Source organism: Streptomyces sp. MNU76, from assembly GCF_020982545.1.
GTDB lineage: Bacteria > Actinomycetota > Actinomycetes > Streptomycetales > Streptomycetaceae > Streptomyces.
On the sequence record NZ_JAJKLK010000008.1, the window covers coordinates 12,530 to 25,810 of the forward strand.

Below are 13,281 nucleotides of genomic sequence, written 5' to 3' on the forward strand. Positions count from 1 at the left end.
GGACGGCGGCGACCCACCAAAGGGTCTGCATGGTGAAGCCGAACCCGAACACTGCCGCGATCAGCAGAAGGAGAAGAATCCTCGCCCGAGTGATGTTGGGGTGGCATGGCCCTACGCCGTGTTGTCAGTCAACGTCTGGCAACCTACCTTGCCAACGCGGTGTCGGCACGGGGAATTCTGCGTGCTCGGCAGCGGCGGCCGGGGTGAACGGAGCCGCGGCAGGAGCGTCGAGCGACTCGGCCGGCGGCGCAGGCAGGACGCGGTCCTCCCACCAGGACAGGGCCATCACGGTGGCGAGCAGGACGAAGGGGGTCGAAGCGGGAACGATCAGTGCGTACATGTGTATCGCCTGTCGGTGGATACGTGCGACATGGCGGGCAGCGGATGGACGGTGCCCGCAATGGGGCGCATCGAGGCTGCGCCGGGATCGCGTAGCGACGGCGAGTGCGAGAGCGGCCCGTTGGCGAACGGGGCAGGTACCGGCACTGATGCGCCAGGTGCGCCCTCGAAGGAGCGCGAAAAGGGTGATCGACGCTGCCGGGGGCTCGGGCCGTAGCGCACAGGCTAGCCCTCGCCGCACTCCCTGGACAGACGTCAAGTGGCCATCCGGTCCCGGCGGAAGACGCTGACGTGGGCCGCTGTCCACAACCTCTGGGGAGGACTAGTCTGTTCGTACACGCCCCGGCCCCCGGCAGTGATGCTTTGTTCCGCTCTGGGGAGGCCCGCCGTGTTCGTTCTGCTTCTCATCCTGATCGTGGTCTTGTTCGGCTTCGGCTTTCTCGACCCCATCTGGTGGGTGGCCGCAGCAGTGTTGGTCTTCGGCGCCACCCGCCACGGTCGCGATCGCGGGGGAGGCTGGATCCGTGGCGACGGATCCGATCTCGGGGACTATCGGGACTACGAGCACCGCCGGGATCGTCAGGACCGCTGGGACCGTCGATACAGCCGTCGGCACCGGGCGCGCTGGAGGCGCGAGGACCGTCGGGACCATGAACGCCGCGGTGAGCGCTGAAGTTGCCTGACATCCGGAGATTCCAGGGCGGCTTCAGCCACACCGGACGCGCGGAAATCGTGGAGAGGCAGATGCCATGCCGGCCAGGAACCTGCTGGTGGACGTGTCACGGCAGTGCGACACCAGACTTCCGGAGGTGGGCTGCGGCAGTGGTCGCCGCCCGGGAGGGTGAGCCGCTCTCGCGGCTGATGCAGCGGGCGCTGCGGGATGCGCTGCTGCGGCTCTACACGGAAGACCGGGGCCGCGACTCACGACCGACAGACGAGCCGACCGGAAAGGGAAGGCCATGATTCACGCAGCCGACGTCCGCGAGTGGCGCAACCGCGATGTTGTCGACGCCGAGTCGCGCAAGATCGGTGTCCTTGAGGCGGTGTATGTGGACACCACCACTGACGAGTCGGCCATGGCCACGGTACGGACCGGACTGCCCACCCGGCACCGACTGCTCTTCGTTCCCATCGAGGACGCGATCGTCGGCCCGGGCTATCTCAGGGTCGGCTATGTCAGAACGCTGGTGAAGCAGGCGCCTTCGATCGGCACCGACGACGTGCTGCCCGCCGAGCAGGAGGAAGCGATCTTCAAGCACTACGGACTGGCCTACGCGCCCGGTGCGGCCGGAGAACGGCAACTGGCGTGCCGCTGACCACCTACGGACAGAACGACTGCCCTGTGAAATACGCACCATGCGCCAACTGGCCACGCCCCCGCGAAGAACAGCGGCTGTTGACGGCCGTGGCTTCGGCGGAGAAAACGGCTCTACTGACCGAGATCTTCGAACTACGTTCCAGGGACGAGCAGTTGGGCCGTGCGTTGGCGAGCGGTTCGGTGATCGACCAGGCGCGCGGCATGCTGATGGCCTTGGTGCCTGTTCCAGCGAGAGGGCTGCCTGTGCTCGGAAAGCTGATGCGTACGCACGCTTGGCGGGCGTACGAGCGGCTGGATGCCGTCCACTGGGCCCGGCTTGCCTCGGCCGTCACCTTCACCAGCTTCGTCGCGCTCTTTCCGCTGATCACCGTGGGCGCGGCGATCGGTGCCAAGCTGCTGAGCGACGACCAGCTGGGGAAACTCCAGGACAAGATCGCCGCCCAGGCGCCAGGCCTCTCTGGCCTGCTGGACCTGGACGGTCTCGTCGCACATGCCGGATCCGCCGGGCTGATCGCGGGCGCGCTGCTGCTTGTGATCGGCATCAACTGGGTCGGCGCCGTGCGCGGCTGCCTACGTGCGGTGGGGGAGAAAAAAGCAGGACCCGGGCAATCTGTTCCTGCTCAAGTTCCAGGACTCCGCTGTGCTGGTCGGTCTCGGCGCGGTCGGTCTCGGCGCGGTCGGGCTGGTCGCGACCGATAGTGCGATGCTCGCGAACAGTGCCGTCGGCCGGGCCGTCGACAAGGCCGGGTATCGCGGGCGGGACGGGCCCTGCTGTTCTTCGCCGGCCTGGCCATCGTCCTGTTGTCGACTTCATGCTGCTCGTCTACATGCTCACCCGGCTGCCGCGGATGCATCCCGACCGACGTGCGGTCGTAGTCGCCGGGATGACCGGTGCGGCGGGCCTCGAACTGCTCAAGTGGTTGCTGACCGGGCAGGGCGTTGCGGCGAAGAGCATGTACAGCGCCTTCGCCGTGCCGGTCGCCATCGTGCTGTGGATCAACCTCATGGCCAGGCTGCTGTACTGCGCGTTTGGACAGCGACAGCAGCGGGGACGGTGGTGTGGTCCGGCGAGACAGCCGAGGGCGAGTGCCCGGAGCCCGGGATCAGCCCCGCAGCCGACGGCGCACCACAGCGGGCGTCAGCCGGCAGCGGCGCACCAGCAGCACCGCGTCTCCAGACGCACGGCCCGTGATCCGAGCGTGGTTCGTGCTCGGCCGGCTGTGTACGGTCACCGTCTCGGCGACGGTGTCAGACCACCAGGCCGGGGAGGGGTTCGGAGTCGTCGATGAAGGCGCGGGCGACGTCGGACAGGCGTCGGTTGTGGGCGCGGGCGTAGCCGCGCAGTGCGGTGAAGGCCTGCTCCATGTCGATGCTCTGGCGTTCGGCGAGTTTCCCCTTGGCCTGTTCGATCAGGACCCGGCTGTTGAGTGCGGTCTGCAGCTGTTCGTTGAGGACGGTGCTGCGGTGGGTTGTGCGTTGTTGCAGGAGGCTGATGGTGGCGACGTCGGCGAGGGCCTGGGCGACGAGGGTGGCGGACGGGTCGAAGGGGCCGGGGGCGGCGCGGAAGAGGTTCAGGGCGCCGACGACCTCGTCGCGCAGGCGCATGGGCAGGGCCTGGACGGCCCCGAATCCGCTGCGGTGGGCCGCCGCGACGAAGTGTGGCCAGCGGTCGACTTCCCGGGTCAGGTCGGGGACGATCACCTGTGTGCCGGCGCGGAAGCACTCGAGGCAGGGGCCCTCGTCGTTCTGGAGTTGGAAGAGTTCCAGCAGGCGTACCTGTTCGTCGGAGGCGGCCATGACGCGGAGTTCGCCGTCGCGGTCCGCGAGCAGCACCCCGGCCGCACTGGCGCCGAGCATGCCCACGCAGCGGTCGGTGAGCAGGCGCAGGAAGTCGATCAGGTCGAAATCGGCGACCAGGTTGTCCGCCAGCTCGACGAAGGTCTTGGCCAGAAGCTGCTGATTCATCGTGAACACCCTTGATGGAGACTGGTCCCGCCGGGAGGGGGCGGGAAGTGCAGCACGTTCGTAGGTCGGCACGGGTGCGTCAGGTTTCATCGTCGGTCCCTCTCGGTTCCGCGTCGGGGGAGAAGCGAAGCCGGTGGGCCACCACGTCGGCGGCCACCTCGGGGAGTCGGCGTCCCTGGGTATAGGCGTAGGCGCGGAGCCTGACGAAGGCTTCGTCGATGCCGACGCCGAGTTGGACGGTGAGGATGCCGGTGGCCTGGTCGATCTCCGGCCGGTATCCGCCCAGGTCCTCGAAGCCACGGTCCGGCAACGGTCCGCCGGTCGGCGCGCCCGTCTCCTCGATCCGGCCATCGAGCAGGAGCAGCGTTGCGAGATCGGCGAAGGCCAGCGCGTCGGCCAACTCCTCCGCGTCCAGCACGGTCGGCACGTTGGCGTACAGGTCCAGGATTCCCGGGCTGATCGCCCCTAGCTGCAGGGGGAGTGCGAACACCGCGCGTGCCCCGGCTTCCAACGCCGCATCGGCGAACACGGGCCAGCGGTCCTGCATCGCGTGTGTCAGCAGATCGGGTGTCAGGATGGCCGAACCCTGTGTGAAGGCGTCGACGCAGGGTCCCTCGCCCAGGGTGAGCTGGAGCTCCTCCAACTGCTCGCTGATGTCGTCGGTGCTGCACAGGGGATGGCTCGTCGTGGTCCGGGACATCGCGGATACTCCGGCCCCGCCGACTGGGAGCGCGGCCACGGCCGCGGTGCACACGTCCACCACGCCGACCCGGGCGCCGCGTCGGGCCGCCTGCTCGGCGACCAGCGCCTGGATACGGGCCGAGCGGCTGTCGGACCTCACGCGGGCCGCCGCGTCCGGGCATCGTGCGCCAGGCCCTCCAGCCTCGCCGCGGTACGTTCCCCGACGGGAAGGACCAGCACCCTGAGCAGCGTGGTGCTGACCGGCCTCCAGATCTCTCCCACGTCCAGCCATCCCCAGGAACGGAGCGCAGTGAGAGTCGGGCGATCAGACCGGTCCACCAAGGTTGCGCCGAGCGACGCCTGGTGATCTGTCAGCAGCCGCTCCTGCAACCGGCGGGCCACGTGCTCGTCCTGCGGGTGCGGGCGGACCAGGATGTCGGTGATCGCGAAGACTCCGCCCGATGCGGTGAGTTGCTCGATGCTGCGCGGCAGTGCCCCGTCGAACCCCAGCCACCAGAGGCCGTCGCCGCGCACCGGGAAGCCCAAGGCGCATCCCACCAGGCCATCCGTTTCTGCGATCACCATGGCGAACCCCGGCCGGCGGATGTCGCCGGTGAGACGGTTCAGGAAGTCCTCGCGGCCGGGAGCACGGTAGGTCTCACGGGGAGACGTCTCACGGGAGGCCACGTACAGATCCGCCAGTTCCCCGCCGAGGCCCTGCGCTTGCCAGCGGTTCACCCGACGCAACCGCACCGAGTGCAGTGCGGGCGACTCGCCGCCACTGGGCCCGTACGGCTGCCCCCGCATGGGCCGGGCCGTCACTGCCCCTCGCCCGAGAGGACAGGCACAGGCGGATCATGCCGGTGCGGCGGAGCTTCGGCGGGCGGGTCTGGGGCCCCCGCGCCCGCGAGAGGAGGTGGCAGGGGCCCGAACGGCAGGCCAAGGAGCAGGAACCCGTAGCCGGTGAGGTTGAGTATCCGGCCCAGGCTTGGTGGCGGGTGGTGCAGTGCCAGGGTCCCGCCGGCCTCGGTGGTCTTGTGCGCGGCGTGGAGGAAGGCGTTGAGACCACTGCAGTCGCAGAAGGTGACGGGGGTGAGGTCGACGTCGATGACGCGGATACCGTCGTCCAGACACCGCGCCAGTGCCGCGCGCACCAGTGGCGCCGATTCCAGGTCGATCTCACCGGCCAGGGTGATCAGTGCCCGGTGCCTTCGGGCACGGCGGTAGACGGTGAGCTGCGGAAGGGGCATTTGACGCCTCGGTTCGGAAGACCATGCGGCAGCGCACGCGTGACGCCGGGATTCCCGGCCTCTCGGTGTGCTGTCGGGAGGGGCGTACGTTCGGCGGAGGTGGAACAACGGTAGGTCCCACAGCCTGTGTGACAGGACAGCGGCCCCACCCAGTTCCCTCCAGGGATGCGCCGGGTGACGGACGATAGGTCCGTTCCTCGCAGCCATGTGTGTCGAGCAACGACAAGCCGCCGGGGTCTGGGACGCCTGCACAGCAGCATAGTCCTTCACTCGGTCCGGTGGACGGCCGGAAGCCGCCCATTCCCCAGGATGTGGACGGTGCCGAAAGCGGTGGTCCGCATATCCGCACTGTGAGGTACGGGCGAGTGCGGCACGAGAGTGCTGGGGCGGCGGCCGAGAGAGGACGTGGCGATGCCGTGTGCCGTCAACTGGCGGCAGACCTGTCAGCGCCCGTGATCTTTTCGCCGTCCGCCTCGCCTTGGAGGGCTTGGCCACCGGGCGCGCCTTGAGTCACTTCGCCCGCTTGGTCCACCAGCGTCTCAACCTCCCCGGGCGCGAGGCATGGGCGGGGAACAGGTCGCCCCAGATGGTCTGGGGCGGCCAGGCCGCCGCACTCGGGAGGTTTCATGCGCGGACCCGGCGTCACCGGGAGCGCAGGGGCGCTCTTTGGGGCAGGCAGCGTCAGCCGATTGCCTTCGAGCCTTCGCGACTGCGTCGAGCCATGCCCGATCCTCTGTGGCGCGGCGACCGCCTTCATCGCGGCCCACTCGGTCGGGTAATTCGGGCGGACCTCCGCGACCATGCGCCCCGCACGCTCACGAAGCTCAGCAGGATAGGGGGACGGACGTGCCATGACTCGATCCTCTCAGGGAATCGAGCCTCCATCAGACCCGGAGCGATTCACTGACCGTGCAGGGCGGTCCACAGGTGGACGCCCAAGTCCTGCGCTTCCGCCCGACGCCCGGGGACCACTTCGGCGAGGTAGGCGTCAGTCGTGTCGGTCCATGCCTGGAGCACGGTGGTGACGGGGTGGTCGGTGGTCGGTCGGGCTCGTACTCCAGGCTGAACATCAGCCGGTAGCGGCGGGGCTTGTCGATGGCGAATCTGCGATAGGCGGTGACGGTGGCCCGCACGCGTTCCCACGGGTCCGAGCCCGCGGCGGCGGCCGACCCGCCGGCCTCGCTCATCACGACGGCCAGTGCGTGGTAGGTGACGTCGAGCTGTGGTCACCAGTTCGGCCTTGTGAAGTGCCGGTAGACGCTGGGCGCGGAAATGCCCACCCGATATGCCTTGGACAGGCCGTTGAACGTCAGGCACAGCAGGTCCGGGGAGAGGGGGGGCGGTGCAGGTGTGGACCCGGCCGTCGTAGAGGATCTTGTCGTAGATCTCGTCCGAGCGGATGAGGAGCTGGTGGCGCCGGACAAGAGCTGGATGAACCGGGCGAACGGCCTCGGCGACGACCGTCGGGACAGACGCCGGGGCCGGATATTCTGACGGGGTGATCGAGAATCTTCCCCCCTGCCCCAAGTGCTCCTGCGAGTACACCTACGAGATGAACGCCCTCGTGGTGTGCCCGGAGTGCGCCCACGAATGGGATCCCGCCGACGGCAGCACCGAGGGCGGCGCCGCCGGGGTGCGGGTCGTGAAGGACGCTGTGGGCAATGTGCTGCAGGACGGCGACAGCGTGGTCGTCGTCAAGGCGCTCAAGGTCAAGGGGAGTCCTTCGGGGATCAAGGCCGGCACCAAGGTGCGCAGCATCCGGCTGGTCGACGGGGTCGACGGCCACGACATCGACTGCAAGATCGACGGGTTCGGCGCGATGCAGCTCAAGTCCAGCGTGGTCAAGAAAGCCTGAACTCTGACTGGCGAGGGGGTCGGCCCCACTCGCCGACCGCCAGCCGCCCCCGCCGCCTGGCATGCCGTGTGCCATAGGACAATCGCCCAGGCCGTAACGGGATGCTGAATTGCAAAATTATGCAATTCATTAGATGCTGTGATGGCTGTGTCCGTCGCCGGTAGCCGCGGGCACAGCCTTTATGTCTGCTCCGGGTGGCGCTGTCGGGAAGTCGAGGAATCCGTGTCCGTTCCGCTGTATCAGGCCAAGGCAGAGTTCTTCCGGATGCTGGGGCATCCCGTACGGATACGGGTGCTGGAGCTGCTGCAGGACGGGCCGATGCCGGTACGGGACCTGCTCGCGGAGATCGAGGTGGAGCCCTCCAGCCTCTCGCAGCAGCTGGCGGTGTTGCGCCGCTCGGGCATCGTCAGCTCCAGGCGTGACGGCTCGACGGTGGTGTACGCGCTGGCGAGCGGGGACGTCGCGGACCTGATGGGGGCCGCGCGCCGGATCCTGACCGAGTTGCTCACCGGGCAGAACGAACTGCTGGCCGAGCTGCGGGAAACCGAGGCCGTCGCGCGATGAGGATCTCCTTTGGCAGGGTCGCTGCCCGGTTCACTGCACTGCTGCCCAGCCGCACCGATCTGGCGGAGATACGCCGGGATCCGCGCCGGGACCTGCTGGCCGGCCTCACCGTGGCGATCGTCGCGCTGCCGCTCGCGCTCGGCTTCGGCGTCTCCTCCGGGCTCGGCGCCGAGGCGGGGCTGGCGACCGCCGTCGTCGCCGGTGCGCTCGCCGCGATCTTCGGCGGTTCGAATCTGCAGGTGTCCGGGCCGACCGGCGCGATGACGGTGGTCCTGGTACCGATCGTCGCCGAGTACGGGCCGGGCGGGGTGCTGACCGTCGGGCTGATGGCCGGCGTCATGCTCGTCACGCTCGCGGTGCTCAAGGCCGGCAAGTACATGCAGTACGTGCCCGCCCCGGTCGTGGAGGGTTTCACGCTCGGCATCGCCTGCGTCATCGGACTGCAGCAGATCCCGAACGCCCTCGGTGTACCCAAGCCCGAGGGGGACCGCGTCCTCGTGGTGACCTGGCACGCGCTGGAGGAGTCCGCGCAGAATCCGAACTGGACCGCCGCCGCCTTCGCCCTGGCGGTCGCCGCCATCATGCTCATCGGGGCCCGCCTGCGGCCCACAATCCCCTTCTCCATCCTCGCCGTGATCGCGGCGACGATCGTGGCCCAGGTCGCCGGCCTGGATGCGGCCAAGCCGATCGGTGACCTGCCGTCCGGCCTGCCCGCCCCGTCGCTGGCCTTCCTCGACCTCGGTTCGCCCGGTTCGCTGCTGGCCCCGGCGGTCGCGGTGGCGGCGCTGGCCGCGCTGGAGTCGCTGCTGTCGGCCTCGGTGGCCGATGGCATGACGGTCGGGCAGAAGCACGACCCGGACCGGGAACTCTTCGGCCAGGGGCTGGCCAACATTGCCTCCCCGCTGTTCGGCGGCGTGCCCGCGACCGGCGCGATCGCCCGGACCGCGGTCAACGTACGCACCGGCGGGAGCTCGCGGCTGGCCTCCCTCGTCCACGCCGCGGTCCTCGCGGTGATCGTCTTCGCGGCGGCGCCGCTTGTCTCCAGGATTCCGCTGGCGGCGCTGGCCGGCGTGCTGCTGGCCACCGCGATCCGCATGGTCGAGGTCGGCTCGCTCAAGGCGATGGCGAAGGCGACCCGTTCCGATGCGCTGATCCTCGTGCTGACCGCTGTCGCGACGCTCGTCCTCGACCTCGTGTACGCGGTGATCATCGGCCTGGTGGTCGCGGGCGCCCTCGCCCTGCGCGCGGTCGCCAAGCAGGCCCGCCTCGAAGAGGTCCCCCTCGACCGCGGTGACCACAGCGCCGAGGAGCACGCGCTGCTGGCCGAGCACATCGTGGCGTACCGGATCGACGGTCCGCTGTTCTTCGCCGCCGCTCACCGCTTCCTGCTGGAGCTGGCCGAGGTGGCCGACGTCCGCGTGATCATCCTGCGCATGTCGAGGGTGACGACCATCGACGCCACCGGCGCCCTGGTCCTCAAGGACGTGGTGGAGAAGCTGAACCGGCGCGGCGTCGTCGTGATGACCTCCGGGATACGGGCCGGCCAGCGCCAGGTCCTGGATTCCGTCGGCGCGCTGGAGCTGCTGTGCCTGGAGGGGCGCGAGTTCGCCACCACGCCGGACGCGATCCAGGGCGCCCGCACCCACCTGGAGTGCGCCGGTGTGATGCCGCCGCTGCCCGCCCAGAAGTCCCGGCCCGTCAGCGAGGAAACCGTCGGATGAGCACCGCGCCCGCATCGTTGCGCATGGTCGAGGTCTCCGGGGCTGAGGCCCTGTGGCTGCTGGAGGGCAGCACGCTGGGGCGGCTGGTGTACACGCAGCGGGACCAGACGGTCATCCGGCCAGGTCGGCACACCTGGGAGTACGGCCGCCTGGTGGTGCGCACGCCCGCGCCGGCCGCCGCGGTGCCGTCCACCGCGACGTACCACGTGGACGAGCTCCGCACGGCGACCGGCACCGGCTGGACGGTCACCGTCGCCGGACCCGTCGACGTGATCACCGACCCCGACGAGGCCGCCCACTACCAGCGCACCCTGGCCGGCTGGAGCCACGGCCCGCACGACACGCTGCTGCGCCTGCACCCCAAGACCGTGACCGGGTTCCGCCTCGCCCGCGCGGAGACGTGATGAGCACCCGGCTGGAAGCCCTGCCCCACCGGCACGTGCTGACCCTGCCGTCCATGCCGTCCGCGGTCCGCACGGCCCGTGAGACCGCCGAGCAGGCCCTGGTCGAGTGGGGCATCAACCCGCGCCACCCCACCATCGGCCCTGCTCTGCTGATCCTCAGCGAGCTGGTCACCAACAGCGTCCGGCACGCCGCGGTCCTCTCCCCGCAGGTGACCGTCATCTACGCGGCGGGCAAGGACTGCCTTGCCTTCGCCGTGCACGACCGCCACCCCTACCAGCCGGCACTGTACGGGGCGGTCACCGATGTCGGTGGTGGCGGCGGTCTGGCCACCGTCATGGAGCTCACCCTCGGCCTGAGCGGCACCGCGATCGTCCGCGGCGACGCCGACGGCAAGGGCAAGAGCATCTGGATCACCCTCCCCCTCTGAAGCACACAGGCCTACCGCGCAAGGAAGTTGACGACGATGACCATCGAGTGGCGCTACACCGTCGAGCAGGACCTCGGCGTCCTGTCCGTCTCCGGATACCTGGGCCCGGACGCCGTCCATCGCTTTGCCGGTGCCATCGGCTGGGTAGTGGGACGTGGGAGTGGTCCGGTCATCGTCGACCTCACCGAACTGCGCAGCTGGTCGACCGAGGGGCAGGTGGCGATCACCGAGGCCGCGCGCAGTCTCGCGGCGGCGGGCCGGAGTCTGGAACTGGCCGCGATTCCCGCCGACGGCTCTCTCGTGCCCGTGGGGGACTGCCCGCCCATTCCCGTGCACGCCGACCTGGCCGGCGCGCACGCGGCCCACAGCACCCGGCATGGTGAGCCGCCTCAGGGCCGGCACGAGTGGCGCACGACCGGGTGGCCGACGGCAGACCACGCGGCAGAGTGAGCCCACCGGGTTCAGCCGGGGGCGAAGGCGCCGTCGCCGCCCCGTACGGGTACGACGGTGCAGATGTCCTCCTCCGTGGCGATGGCCACGTCGTCGGCGAAGCCCGTCGCGGCCAGCTCCCGGCCGGACGTACTGACGGCGACCGCGGGCGTGAGGTCGGCGGTGCCCTCGTAGGCCGCTTTCGCCGCGGCCGACTCGGCGGACAGTGGTCCCGCGCCCTGGGAGTGCAGGTCGCAGATGAGGGCGCCGACGCCGAGCAGGTCCTCCAGCGCGGGGCGCAGGCTGCCGTCCGGCCATCGCTCGCCCGCCGCGATCACGGCAACGGGACGCTCGGGGGTGCCGTAGCCGTGGGTGGTGAGCCAGCTGCCGACCACGGAGATGTTGCGCAGACAGGCGGCGACCACCTGCACCCCCGGTGGTGCGGCGGCCGCGATGGCAGCGCCGTTCGGGGACGGCAGCACCAGACGCGCGACGAACGGGGCGGGGCGCAGATGGGCCGGAGACAGAGACCAGGGAGTGTCGGGCGTGACGGCGCTGCGCGCGACGGCCCGCCGCGCACCGGACTGCCGGGCGCAGACGGCGGCGGCCTTCTGCGCAGCGGTCCGCTCGGACGGGGCGGGGGACCTTCCGGCAGCCAGAACGGGAGGACCTGGATGCCCTGCGCGACGGCGACGCTCACCGCCGTGGTGAAGGACAGTACGTCGACGATGACCAGGCAGGCAGCCTCCCGGGCGAGGCGGCCCGCTGCGGCAGGTCCCCACTCGAAGCGGGTCCCGTTGCCGGACTGGACGGCTCAGTCACCCATGCCCCTCCCCTTTTCGCGGATCCGTGTGCCGTGCGCGGGTCAGCTCCGGTTGTCGCCGTCCGGCGTGGACGCGGTGGACCGGCCGCCGAAGGACAGCCGCATCATGTGGGAGTGCCCGCACCGGGGGCAGGAACCGTCCGGGCCGACGGCGATGGGCCGGCACTTGAGGCGGCATGCGGGGCACTTGTACCAGGCGACGCTCGCGCCGCGCAGCGGAATGATTCTCACGCAACCCTCCTCACGCAACGTATGGACTTGCTAATCTTAGCAATTGTTGAGGTCGTCACCGCTGGTTTCGGGCGGCTCCGTTCTCGTGCGCGGATTCGGCGTGGCCGTCGCCGCACGCGAGGATGGGGTCCATGTGTTTGACGTGTAGGTGGATGCGATGCGCCGAGGATCGGCCGGTGCGGCCGCGCTGCAGTACCGGGGAGGCGACGGCACGATGAGCACGCCGCTGTACCAACTGAAGGCCGAGTTCTTCAAGACGCTGGGGCATCCGGCGCGCATCCGGGTGCTGGAGCTGCTGAGCGAGCGCGAGCACGCGGTGGCGGAGATGCTGCCCGTGGTGGGGATCGAGCCGGCGCACCTGTCGCAGCAGCTCGCGGTGCTGCGGCGGGCGAATCTGGTGGTGACCCGCAAGGAGGGCTCGACCGTGTACTACTCGCTGACCAGCCCGCATATCGCCGAGCTGCTCGGGGTCGCCCGCACCATCCTGTCCGGCGTGCTCACGGGGCAGGCCGAACTGCTGGCCGACCTGCAGGCGGCCCAGGCGGAGGCGAAACCACCGTCGTAGCGACGGCCCTCGATCGGTGGCCGCCTTCTGGGAGTTGACAGCGCTCCGTGGTGCGGGAGGCGGCCACCTTCGTCCCGCGGATCCCGGTCCATGGGATACGTCCTCACTTGAGCAAACGACGCAAAATCGGCAAAAAGTGGGAAAGTGGCGTAACTCCGGCCTGGGGAAAGCCTGTTAGCCACCTGCGAAGCAAGTCCTCACCAGCGACGGGAGAGGGGCGGTCATGAGTCTGCTGCGCAAGATTCGCGATACCGGGCGGGTGGCCGAACCCGCCCCGCCCAGGCCGGAGGGCGAACGGCCGCCCGCGGCCGAGGAGTTCGCCGGATCGGTGCAGGTGCGCTGCGTGGACGCGGGCTCCTGCAACGGCTGCGAGATCGAGATCGTGGGTGCCTTCAACCCGGTCTACGACGCCGAACGCTACGGCGCCCGGCTGGTGGCCTCCCCCCGGCACGCGGACGTGGCCCTGGTGACCGGGCCGGTGACCAAGAACATGGCCGAGCCGCTGCGCCGCACGGTCGCCGCGATGGGCGAGCCGCGCCTGGTGGTCGCTGTCGGCGACTGCGCGATCAACTGCGGGGAGTTCGCGGGCGGGTACGGCGTCGAGGGCGCCGTCTGCGACGTCGTACCGGTGGATCTGACCGTGCCTGGCTGCCCGCCGGAGCCGGAGAAGATCATCGCTGCGCTGCGGAGGGTGACCGGGCGGTGAGC

The 13,281-nt window shown here is 70.0% G+C and carries 18 protein-coding genes and 1 pseudogene; 11 read left to right on the forward strand and 8 right to left on the reverse strand.

Going from position 1 to position 13,281, the window contains the following annotated elements:
• Nucleotides 1-124: 124 nt before the first annotated feature.
• On the reverse strand, nt 125-340 hold the full coding sequence (locus E4N62_RS20250; protein ID WP_230216371.1) for a hypothetical protein: 216 nt from the start codon (nt 338-340) through the stop codon (nt 125-127).
• Between the two features lie 387 nt (nt 341-727).
• Between E4N62_RS20250 and E4N62_RS20255 the strand changes: the two genes are divergently transcribed.
• The 3 genes from E4N62_RS20255 to E4N62_RS20265 all read left to right on the forward strand — a co-directional run bounded on the left by E4N62_RS20255 (nt 728) and on the right by E4N62_RS20265 (nt 2,356).
• Nucleotides 728-1,012: a hypothetical protein gene (locus tag E4N62_RS20255; protein WP_230216373.1), complete on the forward strand. Its 285-nt coding sequence runs from the start codon at nt 728-730 to the stop codon at nt 1,010-1,012.
• A gap of 286 nt (nt 1,013-1,298) precedes the next feature.
• Complete coding sequence (locus tag E4N62_RS20260) at nt 1,299-1,655, forward strand: PRC-barrel domain-containing protein (protein WP_230216376.1); 357 nt, start codon at nt 1,299-1,301, stop codon at nt 1,653-1,655.
• Nucleotides 1,646-2,356, forward strand: a complete 711-nt coding sequence (locus E4N62_RS20265) for a YhjD/YihY/BrkB family envelope integrity protein (RefSeq protein ID WP_230216378.1) — start codon at nt 1,646-1,648, stop codon at nt 2,354-2,356. The genes E4N62_RS20260 and E4N62_RS20265 overlap by 10 nt, the downstream gene beginning before the upstream one ends.
• Before the next feature lie 549 nt (nt 2,357-2,905).
• On the opposite strand, the gene E4N62_RS20275 is transcribed toward E4N62_RS20265, so the two are convergent.
• The 5 genes and pseudogenes from E4N62_RS20275 to E4N62_RS20295 all read right to left on the reverse strand — a co-directional run.
• Nucleotides 2,906-3,622, reverse strand: a complete 717-nt coding sequence (locus tag E4N62_RS20275; protein ID WP_230216380.1) for a GAF and ANTAR domain-containing protein — start codon at nt 3,620-3,622, stop codon at nt 2,906-2,908.
• Nucleotides 3,623-3,701: 79 nt separating this feature from the next.
• The gene (locus E4N62_RS20280; protein ID WP_230216382.1) at nt 3,702-4,463 is read right to left on the reverse strand and encodes a GAF and ANTAR domain-containing protein; all 762 of its coding nucleotides are present in this window, start codon (nt 4,461-4,463) and stop codon (nt 3,702-3,704) included.
• The gene (locus E4N62_RS20285; RefSeq protein ID WP_230216384.1) at nt 4,460-5,110 is read right to left on the reverse strand and encodes a hypothetical protein; all 651 of its coding nucleotides are present in this window, start codon (nt 5,108-5,110) and stop codon (nt 4,460-4,462) included. The genes E4N62_RS20280 and E4N62_RS20285 overlap by 4 nt, the downstream gene beginning before the upstream one ends.
• Before the next feature lie 11 nt (nt 5,111-5,121).
• A complete protein-coding gene (locus tag E4N62_RS20290) occupies nt 5,122-5,553 on the reverse strand; it encodes an STAS domain-containing protein (protein ID WP_230216386.1) in 432 nt (143 codons plus the stop codon).
• 1,277 nt (nt 5,554-6,830) lie between these two features.
• Nucleotides 6,831-6,978, reverse strand: a pseudogene (locus tag E4N62_RS20295) (pyridoxal phosphate-dependent aminotransferase); the annotation flags it as partial.
• Nucleotides 6,979-7,051: 73 nt separating this feature from the next.
• On the opposite strand from E4N62_RS20295, the gene E4N62_RS20300 reads away from it, so the two are divergent.
• The 6 genes from E4N62_RS20300 to E4N62_RS20325 all read left to right on the forward strand — a co-directional run bounded on the left by E4N62_RS20300 (nt 7,052) and on the right by E4N62_RS20325 (nt 10,975).
• The gene (locus tag E4N62_RS20300; RefSeq protein ID WP_308185317.1) at nt 7,052-7,408 is read left to right on the forward strand and encodes a zinc ribbon domain-containing protein YjdM; all 357 of its coding nucleotides are present in this window, start codon (nt 7,052-7,054) and stop codon (nt 7,406-7,408) included.
• A 222-nt stretch (nt 7,409-7,630) separates the two neighbouring features.
• Nucleotides 7,631-7,972: a metalloregulator ArsR/SmtB family transcription factor gene (locus tag E4N62_RS20305; RefSeq protein WP_230216388.1), complete on the forward strand. Its 342-nt coding sequence runs from the start codon at nt 7,631-7,633 to the stop codon at nt 7,970-7,972.
• Nucleotides 7,969-9,693 (forward strand): SulP family inorganic anion transporter, encoded by a 1,725-nt coding sequence (locus E4N62_RS20310; protein WP_230216390.1) that lies wholly within the window; start codon nt 7,969-7,971, stop codon nt 9,691-9,693. Before E4N62_RS20305 ends, E4N62_RS20310 begins: the two co-directional genes overlap by 4 nt.
• The gene (locus tag E4N62_RS20315) at nt 9,690-10,097 is read left to right on the forward strand and encodes a pyridoxamine 5'-phosphate oxidase family protein (protein ID WP_230216392.1); all 408 of its coding nucleotides are present in this window, start codon (nt 9,690-9,692) and stop codon (nt 10,095-10,097) included. Before E4N62_RS20310 ends, E4N62_RS20315 begins: the two co-directional genes overlap by 4 nt.
• Complete coding sequence (locus tag E4N62_RS20320) at nt 10,097-10,525, forward strand: ATP-binding protein (protein ID WP_230216394.1); 429 nt, start codon at nt 10,097-10,099, stop codon at nt 10,523-10,525. The genes E4N62_RS20315 and E4N62_RS20320 overlap by 1 nt, the downstream gene beginning before the upstream one ends.
• Before the next feature lie 36 nt (nt 10,526-10,561).
• Nucleotides 10,562-10,975: an STAS domain-containing protein gene (locus E4N62_RS20325; RefSeq protein WP_230216396.1), complete on the forward strand. Its 414-nt coding sequence runs from the start codon at nt 10,562-10,564 to the stop codon at nt 10,973-10,975.
• Between the two features lie 11 nt (nt 10,976-10,986).
• Here the strand turns inward: E4N62_RS20325 and E4N62_RS20330 are convergent, their stop codons facing one another.
• Together E4N62_RS20330 and E4N62_RS20335 are read right to left on the reverse strand one after the other, a co-directional pair.
• A complete protein-coding gene (locus E4N62_RS20330) occupies nt 10,987-11,436 on the reverse strand; it encodes a 2-phosphosulfolactate phosphatase (RefSeq protein WP_230216398.1) in 450 nt (149 codons plus the stop codon).
• A gap of 383 nt (nt 11,437-11,819) precedes the next feature.
• Nucleotides 11,820-12,008, reverse strand: coding sequence for a hypothetical protein (locus E4N62_RS20335; RefSeq protein ID WP_230216400.1), 189 nt, complete (start codon nt 12,006-12,008; stop codon nt 11,820-11,822).
• 214 nt (nt 12,009-12,222) lie between these two features.
• On the opposite strand from E4N62_RS20335, the gene E4N62_RS20340 reads away from it, so the two are divergent.
• Both E4N62_RS20340 and E4N62_RS20345 read left to right on the forward strand, forming a co-directional pair.
• Complete coding sequence (locus E4N62_RS20340; RefSeq protein ID WP_230217031.1) at nt 12,223-12,573, forward strand: metalloregulator ArsR/SmtB family transcription factor; 351 nt, start codon at nt 12,223-12,225, stop codon at nt 12,571-12,573.
• Between the two features lie 223 nt (nt 12,574-12,796).
• Nucleotides 12,797-13,279: an NADH-quinone oxidoreductase subunit B family protein gene (locus tag E4N62_RS20345; RefSeq protein WP_230216402.1), complete on the forward strand. Its 483-nt coding sequence runs from the start codon at nt 12,797-12,799 to the stop codon at nt 13,277-13,279.
• Nucleotides 13,280-13,281: the final 2 nt, after the last annotated feature.

What these genes read in the sequence shown, in the direction of transcription:
- E4N62_RS20320 (WP_230216394.1), top strand. Translation starts at nt 10,097, where the DNA reads ATGAGCACCCGGCTGGAAGCCCTGCCCCACCGGCACGTGCTGACCCTG.
- E4N62_RS20285 (WP_230216384.1), bottom strand. Translation starts at nt 5,110, where the DNA reads ATGCGGGGGCAGCCGTACGGGCCCAGTGGCGGCGAGTCGCCCGCACTG.
- E4N62_RS20290 (WP_230216386.1), bottom strand. Translation starts at nt 5,553, where the DNA reads ATGCCCCTTCCGCAGCTCACCGTCTACCGCCGTGCCCGAAGGCACCGG.
- E4N62_RS20260 (WP_230216376.1), top strand. Translation starts at nt 1,299, where the DNA reads ATGATTCACGCAGCCGACGTCCGCGAGTGGCGCAACCGCGATGTTGTC.
- E4N62_RS20310 (WP_230216390.1), top strand. Translation starts at nt 7,969, where the DNA reads ATGAGGATCTCCTTTGGCAGGGTCGCTGCCCGGTTCACTGCACTGCTG.
- E4N62_RS20325 (WP_230216396.1), top strand. Translation starts at nt 10,562, where the DNA reads ATGACCATCGAGTGGCGCTACACCGTCGAGCAGGACCTCGGCGTCCTG.
- E4N62_RS20345 (WP_230216402.1), top strand. Translation starts at nt 12,797, where the DNA reads ATGAGTCTGCTGCGCAAGATTCGCGATACCGGGCGGGTGGCCGAACCC.
- E4N62_RS20250 (WP_230216371.1), bottom strand. Translation starts at nt 340, where the DNA reads ATGTACGCACTGATCGTTCCCGCTTCGACCCCCTTCGTCCTGCTCGCC.
- E4N62_RS20275 (WP_230216380.1), bottom strand. Translation starts at nt 3,622, where the DNA reads ATGAATCAGCAGCTTCTGGCCAAGACCTTCGTCGAGCTGGCGGACAAC.
- E4N62_RS20315 (WP_230216392.1), top strand. Translation starts at nt 9,690, where the DNA reads ATGAGCACCGCGCCCGCATCGTTGCGCATGGTCGAGGTCTCCGGGGCT.
- E4N62_RS20340 (WP_230217031.1), top strand. Translation starts at nt 12,223, where the DNA reads ATGAGCACGCCGCTGTACCAACTGAAGGCCGAGTTCTTCAAGACGCTG.